The sequence below is a fragment of the Achromobacter sp. SIMBA_011 genome (assembly GCF_046535435.1).
GTDB lineage: Bacteria > Pseudomonadota > Gammaproteobacteria > Burkholderiales > Burkholderiaceae_B > Achromobacter > Achromobacter dolens.
In genome coordinates, this window is record NZ_JAWRWN010000938.1 from 1 (window position 1) to 250 (window position 250).

At 70.4% G+C, this 250-nt stretch carries 1 protein-coding gene; it reads right to left on the minus strand.

Features of this window, described 5'->3' with window-relative positions; translation table 11 throughout:
* Positions 1–250 (minus strand): glycosyltransferase family 4 protein (locus tag SB816_RS33750; protein ID WP_410548470.1); only part of this gene is annotated, 250 nt, incomplete at both ends.

The window sequence follows — 250 nt, forward strand, 5'->3', positions numbered from 1 at the left end:
TCCTCCAGCACGATCCCGCAGTCGCGCGTGATGATCTCCGCGCCGCCGGCGGTGCGCGCGGTGACGACCGGCAGCCCGGCCGCCATCGCCTCGAGCAGCGACAGGCTCATCGCTTCGTAGCGCGACGGGAACACGTACGCGTCGACCGAGCGCATCAGCGTCGGCATGTTCTTCACCAGCCCGAGGAAATGCACGCGCGCGTCGATGCCGAGCGCGCGCGCCTCGTCCGGATACGGACTGCCCGGCAGAT